At 42.4% G+C, this 8,071-nt stretch carries 7 protein-coding genes; 5 read left to right on the forward strand and 2 right to left on the reverse strand.

Translation table 11 applies throughout. From position 1 onward, the window contains the following. Window positions 1-255: 255 nt before the first annotated feature. Window positions 256-2,709: a heavy metal translocating P-type ATPase gene (locus tag G4P69_RS12920; RefSeq protein ID WP_208341300.1), complete on the reverse strand. Its 2,454-nt coding sequence runs from the start codon at window positions 2,707-2,709 to the stop codon at window positions 256-258. A gap of 138 nt (window positions 2,710-2,847) precedes the next feature. On the opposite strand from G4P69_RS12920, the gene G4P69_RS12925 reads away from it, so the two are divergent. The 4 genes from G4P69_RS12925 to G4P69_RS12940 all read left to right on the forward strand — a co-directional run bounded on the left by G4P69_RS12925 (window position 2,848) and on the right by G4P69_RS12940 (window position 5,694). Beyond that, window positions 2,848-3,234, forward strand: coding sequence for an ArsR/SmtB family transcription factor (locus G4P69_RS12925; RefSeq protein WP_208341301.1), 387 nt, complete (start codon window positions 2,848-2,850; stop codon window positions 3,232-3,234). A 645-nt stretch (window positions 3,235-3,879) separates the two neighbouring features. After that, window positions 3,880-4,200, forward strand: coding sequence for a thioredoxin (gene trxA, locus G4P69_RS12930; protein WP_208341302.1), 321 nt, complete (start codon window positions 3,880-3,882; stop codon window positions 4,198-4,200). 502 nt (window positions 4,201-4,702) lie between these two features. Beyond that, window positions 4,703-5,215 (forward strand): thermonuclease family protein, encoded by a 513-nt coding sequence (locus G4P69_RS12935; RefSeq protein ID WP_208341303.1) that lies wholly within the window; start codon window positions 4,703-4,705, stop codon window positions 5,213-5,215. 125 nt (window positions 5,216-5,340) lie between these two features. Further along, the gene (locus G4P69_RS12940; protein ID WP_243902338.1) at window positions 5,341-5,694 is read left to right on the forward strand and encodes a redoxin domain-containing protein; all 354 of its coding nucleotides are present in this window, start codon (window positions 5,341-5,343) and stop codon (window positions 5,692-5,694) included. Here the strand turns inward: G4P69_RS12940 and G4P69_RS12945 are convergent. Next, entirely contained in the window at window positions 5,691-6,317 is a 627-nt protein-coding gene (locus G4P69_RS12945; protein WP_208341304.1) for a type I restriction endonuclease subunit R, read from the reverse strand. The genes G4P69_RS12940 and G4P69_RS12945 overlap by 4 nt on opposite strands. Before the next feature lie 354 nt (window positions 6,318-6,671). On the opposite strand from G4P69_RS12945, the gene G4P69_RS12950 reads away from it, so the two are divergent. Then, a partial coding sequence (locus tag G4P69_RS12950) for a sigma 54-interacting transcriptional regulator (protein WP_208350106.1) occupies window positions 6,672-8,071 on the forward strand: 1,400 nt, incomplete at its 3' end.

Consider the following 8,071-nt stretch of genomic DNA (forward strand, 5'->3'; position numbering starts at 1 on the left):
AGTAAACCTCGCTATCAAACACCCTCTAACTATTGGTTTTATCGTGCCGACTTACTCAGTTGTTCACGATGCTTTAAATTAACCTCCTTGAACTTAAGTCGTTAGGCACAATTAATACGAACTATATTTACTTATGTAAATATAGTCTGGTTTGTTAGCACGCACCTATTTAGGACTCAGATAAAATGTCCTAGATTTCCACATTCTTTACAAAATTTAACTTTTGAAATTCAGCCAACCAAAAACATGAGCTTGTTAGCTTCTATTTCTAAATAGCCTCATCCCATTCGCTGTTACAAGCAGAGAACTTCCTGTATCTGCCAAAACAGCAACGGCTAATCCAACAAAGCCAAAAGTACCTAAAAGCAAGAAAAGCCCTTTAGTAACAAGGGAAAAAATAATGTTTTGTTGAATGACTGAGACAGTACGGCGGCTCAAATTGATTGCATATGCAAGTCGCCTTAAGTCACTTCCTACTAGTACGACATCTGCTGTCTCTAGAGCAATATCAATTCCACCAACTGCAAAACTGATATCTGCTGCTGCTAAGGCTGGTGCATCGTTAATACCATCCCCAACCATTCCAACAACTCCATCACGCCGTAGTTGTTGAATTGCGTCTAGCTTATCTTCTGGTAACAGTTCTGCTTGATATTCCTTGATATTAACTTGTTGGGCAATCTGCTTTGCTACAGTGGCGCGATCGCCTGTCAACATAACCAACCGTTTCAACCCCAAAAGCTTGAGGAGTCTTACCGCTTCCGTTGCTTCTAAGCGTAATCCATCTGCTAGAGCAACAGCTCCTAAAAATTTCGTCTGAGTCCCAACTAGTACAGGTGTTTGACCTAGGTTTTCGATCTCAATTAATACAGACTCAGCTTCCTGCGATAACGAAACATCCTTATCTGCAAATAAGCGTCGATTACCAACCAAATAAACTGACTCACCAAATTGTGCTTCAATTCCTTTACCAGGTAAAGCTGTAAACTTTTCAGGAGTTTGTAAATCTATTGCGTTTTCTTTAGCAAAAGCCACTATCGCTTTCGCTAAGGGGTGTTCCGATTGCTGTTCTAAACTAGCAGCGATCTGGAATACTAGACTTGAACTTGTTCCTTCTAGACTATAAACCTTTTGCACTACTGGCAATCCTTGAGTGATTGTTCCAGTTTTATCAAAAGCAAGACTAGTTAGATGTCCTGCTGTTTCTAATGCTTTACCACCTTTAAATAGTACTCCCTGATTAGTTGCGGCACCAATAGCGCTGACTATGGAAACTGGAGTGGAAATGACTAAAGAACAAGGACAAGCAATGACTAGCATTACCAATGCTCGGTAAAACCAGATATTGAAGGATTGAGCAAATACAATAGGGGGGATGACGGCGATCGCGATCGCGCTAATGATCACAATCGGGGTGTACACTTCTGCAAACTTATCCACCCATTGCTGCGAAGGTGCGCGGCTTTCTTGAGCTTGTTCTACTAAATTAATAATTTTAGCAACAGTCGTATCACTGATTGTATGGGTGACTTGAACTTCTAAAAAACCTGTTTGATTCAAAGTTCCAGCATAAACGGTATCACCTATACCTTTATCTTCTGGAACAGACTCTCCGGTGATGGGAGATTGATCAATTGAACTTGTGCCAGAAATAACTACACCATCCAACGCAACACGCTGTCCTGGTCGAATTGTCAAAGTTTCGCCTACACGAATACTTTCAACAGGTACAGTAATCTCCGAGTTACCCCGCTTTACAGTTGCCGTGGGTGGTGTCAAATCCATTAAGGCGCGAATAGCATTACGAGTGCGACCAAAAGTGAAAACTTGCAGTGTTGTACCTAATGAGAACAAAAAGATAACCAGCGCAGCTTCAAACCAATCTCCTAAAATGACTGCTCCAATTACTGAAATAGTCATCAGTAGATTCATATCTGCGCGACGTAAGCGCAACTCAAACAAACCAGCCCGTGCAATTGGATAGCCAGCAATTACAATACCGATACCATAAAAAGCCCGCGCTATCCAAATTGGTAGTGCTAAATACTGAGTCAATAAGCCTAAAACCAACCCCACTCCCGCAAGAATAACGCTTTGTCCCTGGCGATTGGTTAGCCAAAATTTCCAGTTTGTTGGAGCAGGATTTTGAGTTGGCTTGTTGACTGGATGCGCATGTTCATGCTCGTGTTCGTGATCGTGGTCATGGTGATGATCATGATCATGGGAACAGGAATGAGTGTGATGATGGTGATGCTCGTGAGCTTCAGGACTTTGCTCAACTGTATAACCTAAAGCTTTTATTCGGTCATAAATATTCGTTTCACTAACCTGCTGAGGATCATAGTGGACGTGCGATCGCCCAGTTGCAAAACTAACCGATGCTTCACTCACACCAGTCATCTGCTGCAATCCAACTTCAATTGTTTTGGCACAACTCCCACAATCCATGCCAGCAATTTTTACTTGTAGCTTTTTAGCAGCAGCAACTTCCACAGTGTAACCCAAAACAGTAATCCGTTTGATGATTTCTGCTTCACTCACTTGCTCTGGGTCATAAGAAACCTTAACACGCCCCGTTGCAAAACTCACTGAAGATTCTGTAATACCACGTAACTGCTGCAAGCTGGCTTCAATCGTTTTAGCACAACTTCCGCAGTCCATACCACCAACCTGCAAAGATTGAGTTTTGACCGATGGAGTTTGAGTCATGGCAGCATCATTAAAAAGCTACAAAGTTATCTGCCAATATTGTACTACAACAGTTGAATAGTTATTCAATTGTTCAATTCTTGAATTTAAATTAAAATTGAAATTGATTCTCATTCCCTACCGCTCTGTATAAACACCATGCGCAATCACAAACCAAAGCAAGAAGCTGAAATCCCAAAATGTGATACACATTTGGTGCATCTGGATAAAGTGCGTTCTTATCAGTCGCAAATTTTACCAACGAATAAAGCACAGCAGATGGCGGAGGTATTTGGCGTACTGGCTGATCCGAATCGTTTGCGTCTTTTATCAGCGTTACTAAACCAAGAGTTGTGCGTTTGCGATCTAGCTGCGTTAACGAAAATGACAGAATCAGCCGTTTCTCATCAACTGCGATTATTAAAAGCTATGCGTTTAGTCAGCTATCGTCGAGAAGGTAGGAATGTTTACTATAGCTTAGCGGATAGTCACATCATCAACTTATATCAGTCTGTGGCAGAACATTTAGACGAATCGAATGTTTAAGTTATATAATGTTTTGGATGGAGAATGAACGGAAACTGGATTGACTACAGTAAAGTTACTTTTGATACCATAGCCTCTACGGGACACCTCCCATGGTGGAACGGGAAGCCGGGAAGCTGGGGGTGTTGGGATTGGGATGGAGTCATGGTCTGTTCTCTCGCATCCAGACTTATGAATTGTGGTCTGTAGTAGCAAAATAGTGCAGAGGTTAAACATATCTCGTGCTGGCAATTTCCAGACGGTTAAATAGAGATGTTTTAACCGAGCACTTGGGGTTGGATGAAAGACAGTACATATCGGACAACAAGAGTCCTAGTTTGGGATGTAGACTTCGCTCTTAGCGGGTGCGATCCGCCCTTCAGGCGGCAGCGCTTCGCTATCGCTCCTGTAAGGCTCTGGGCGTGAAAATAAAAGCTGTCTTCGATCTAAGTTAATCGGTTAACCGAACTATTTGCGCGGTGGGTGTAATTGAATAGTGTCGCATGGAGTATTAGTTTCATCTGTTGAGGGACTCTGGTGATCGCTGTGGCGCTTCGTTTGACAGACTCGAAGCTGGAATGGAGTATGATGAGTTGCAGATCATAAAAAGTACGACATGCAACGCTCTTGTAAATCGGCTAGAGGCGTAAGATAAAAGGGGGATATATGAAAACAGTGGAATATATACAAGCTGAACAATTCGATTCAGTATTGGCCAACAACGAACTAGTGGTGTTTGACTTTACGGCAACTTGGTGCGGACCATGTAAGATGATCGCTCCGATGATAGATAAATTAGCGCAAGAATATTCCGGACGTGCAACCGTACTGAAAGTAGACCTTGACCAAAACCAAAGCCTTGCGAAAAGATTGAGCATCCGTAGTATTCCAGCAGTGATGATTTATAAAAATGGGACACTAATGGAAACCATTGTTGGGGTAAAATCTTACGAAACATTCACGGCATCCTTAGCAAAACTACTTTAAGGAGATCCATTCAAGTTAGGGAAAATAGTACTGGTCAAGGAGGAGATGGCCTTCATAAAGTAAAGGTGTAAAAAATCTAACAAAAACCCATCTGACCATAGGGGCGAGCACACAACATGTAACTGCGCACTCGCGCAGTGCAATCATCGGATCTCATAACCAATTGTAAACATCGCCCCCAAAGTTTGTAAGTTCATATTTTCGTCCATGTGGTAAGTGATGGATGCAAAAACCTGAGATGACTGCATCAAAACATGTACCAACTGGTAGGTTCTCTAACCAATCTTTAGTGATAAATCAGCATCAATTGTCACCCAACAAAATAGAGAAGGCTGGAAAGCTCAACACACAAATGGTGAGGTGAAGGCAAGTGGTGACAAATCTTTGTTTTGGTTATCTGTAATATTTGGTTTTAATGCGGGTATACAGCACAACAAAGCCTGTTGAAGCGGGAATACTAAGAGGGTGCGTACATACCTTTTAGTAAACCCTGGTCAAGAAAATGTTTAAACTACGCTATTTATTAACATCTTTAGTTGTTTTATCTCAAATCTCCCTGAGTGTCCAAGCTCAAACCTTTAAAGCTGTGGTGGTTAGTATCGGCGATGGGGACACAATCCGAGTCAAACAAAATACCAAAACCCTGACCGTTCGCCTAGCGTGCATTGACGCTCCTGAAATGAGCCAAGCTCCCTTTGGTCAGCAGGCTAAAAACCGACTGCAACAGCTAATTCCCATTGGCTCTAAAATTGTTTTGCGTGGCATTGAAACAGACCAATACGAGCGATTAGTGGCAGAAATTTACGTAAATAGCCGTAGTATCAACACTAACTTGGTGCAGGAAGGGCAGGCGGTTGTCTATCGTCACTATTTGAAAGGTTGCTCTCCCCAGTTGCAGACAAGTTTGCTTAATGCTGAAACTTCTGCCAAAGGTCAACGATTAGGACTGTGGAGTCAACTCAACCCAGTAATGCCTTGGGATTTTCGCAGAGGTGAAAACCGCACAGCCAGTTAAAGCACACGAGCGACAACATGCTCCTGAACAAAGAATCGATCAGGGTAGAGGATGGGATCAGCCGGGTAGACGACGGGATGAGGGTCAAACAACTCAGAGGCTCGATCACTTCGGTTATCCCTTAATTGTCTTATTTTACCGTGGTTTCTTTTGTCCACGCGATAGCGAAGCGCTGCCCGCTGAAGCGGGATCGCCAACAGCTTTCGCAATTAGTTCAATTTCAAAAAGAACTGGCAGTTAATTACGGTAAGTTGGTGAGTGTCAGCGTTGATCCGCCTTTAGTTCAAGCTGCTTTCCGCGCGGGATTAGGCGCTGAGTGGCCATTTTTATGTGATGAGAAATTAGAACTCATCAAACGAATTAATATTTTGGACACTACAGAAGGAGAATATGCTTATCGTCCTCAACCTTATACGTTTATTCTACATCCCGACCTAACTATCTACAAAATTTACGACGTATGTGTAGGTAGTGACTAAAATAAAATTAATTGACTAATGCGTTTTAATACACTTAGTACCTGTTGGAATTCTGTATTTCGTTCAATTGATAACGCATAAGAACGACCATATTTTGGCTTTTCTTGCTGAACTAGCTTAACAAAAACAAACTCTCTACCGTTGACAAGTAACCCAAACGTTGGTCGTTCAATATTGGGAGTATCAAGCATATAAGCAAGTGCTTGGGGTAATGCGGTTAAAACATCAAATTTAATGCTTTTAGATTCAATAACTAGTACCCAAAAACGTTTTTGAATTACCAAAACATCAATGTTACCTTTGACTATTATGCTTTCATCTACAGCACAAATCTCAGTAGATTTTTCAGTTTCAATTTCAAAGGGTTTCTGATAAAAACCAGCTAAATCTAGCAAAGGAGACAGCACTACCATTTTCACTGCTTCTTCTGACATTGGACGACGTTGAGTTAAATTTAAATAGTTACTTTTAACTCTTAAGAGCGATAAATTTTCCGCATCATTCAACGATGGTAAATCATTTGTCCATTCTGTAAAGAAATCAGCATTTGTAACCAATTGCAAACCAAATTTTTCTTCTAGTTCGTAAAGGCTGATATCCCGCGCTTGGATTGTTTGTACCATAATTAATTGAGGAATAATAAATACATCCGTATTATATATGATAGCTACAAAGTTATCTGTTATTGTATTAGTCTATCGTGTATGATTTCTGGGGCGATACCTGCGGTGGGCTACGCCTACGCTACTCGTAAAGTTCTATTGGCTGATCCAGCAGATATTTTTGAGTAAAGCTCAATCGGTAAGTGGTTCACGCAGTCTTGAATTTCCGTACTTCTGCTATTCTCTTGTATAACCATGTTTCAGTACTATATCAAGGCGTAGCTGAGAATGTAGGTAGTAGCAATTACCCATCAAGCTGGGCTTCAAATTTAGTAAAAATATTAGCGGAAACCCTAGGTTTATCTGGTGCGATTAATGAAGGTTGTTGAAGATTGTAGGAATTGGCTGAGTTATCATCGCGTTTGGGGAAAATTGCCAGCAGAAGCACTGCAAGCGCTCACTCAGTCGTTCTATTCCCTAAGCGTAGAACCCCGAAAATTGATCTACCAGGAGGGACAAACCCCAAATGGGCTGTACCTATTGAAGTTGGGAACTGTAGAGATTTTTCGGCAATCGCTGATTGGTCAATTGGTAATTCGCTACTGCCAACCAGGGGATTTGTTTGATTATACGCTAATTGCCAACGTAGCGGAAGGAACCTATCAAACGAGTGCGATCGCCATCACCGATAGCGAAGTTTTGTTTTTGCCGAAAGCAGCATTTGACGCCTTGATTGTTAAATACCCCTCGATTCAACAGGTGATACAATCCCAGCTAGCTGAAGATTTGCAAGAGTATTCCACTCGCATTGCCACGTTAGAGATGCGGATTCAAGGCTTACAGTCCTACATCCAGCCAGTACCTTCTGACAAAAGCATTCTTGGTAAAAGTAAAGCAGCACAAAAGCTGACACAACAGATTAATCAAGCCGCAGCAAGTACTGAGCCTGTTGTCTTGCAAGCACAGACAGGTACAGGTAAAACATTCGTGGCAGGTTTGATTCATGCTCAATCAGCACTAGCATCCCAACCGTTTGCAGAAATGGATTGTGCCGATTTGACTCGTGCAGAAGATGGTCGGCTGAATACCGATGCGCTGTTTGGTAGGGTAGGACAGCAAATGGGCATTCTCGAACTGTTGGAGCGGGGAACTCTGCTACTGGATAATGTGCAGGTTTTGAGTCAAGGCGATCGCGCGCGCTTGATTCACTACCTCAAAACCGGATTAATCCTACCGAATCAAGGTATTGTGGGCAAAATTAATCCGGGGAATCAACCTCGTCAATTCACTCAATCCTCAGTGCGCCTCATCCTAGCATCACCCAACAAACTAGATTTGGCTGATATTGATCCCATTACCATCAAACTTTTTCCCCTATCCCAACGCAGAGCGGACATTCCAGATTTTGCCGATTACTTCTTGAACCAGTTCTGCCGTGAACACAATCGCCCCTTGTTAAAACTAGATCAATCAGATCTGCGTCGCCTGATTAGCTACGACTACCCCGCAAACTTGAGAGAACAGGCGGAGATTTTGCACCGAGCCGTGATTATGACGCCCCCAGAGTATTCAGTCATTCCAGAACAAGCATTGTGGTCGGTGCAATCAACCAAGAACACTTTTCGCCTGGATCTGTTAACTCATGTCCCTGGATTGCGAGAATTGTTGCTAAGTCGCTGGTACCCAGGAGCCATTTGGGTGGTAATGATGGCAGTTTTTATTCCTGTGATAGTGCTGGGCTTTATTGGTTCTCAACAACAAGATAACAGTGCCAC

The sequence above is a fragment of the Aetokthonos hydrillicola CCALA 1050 genome, assembly GCF_017591665.1.
In the GTDB taxonomy this organism is placed as follows: Bacteria; Cyanobacteriota; Cyanobacteriia; order Cyanobacteriales; family Nostocaceae; genus Aetokthonos; species Aetokthonos hydrillicola.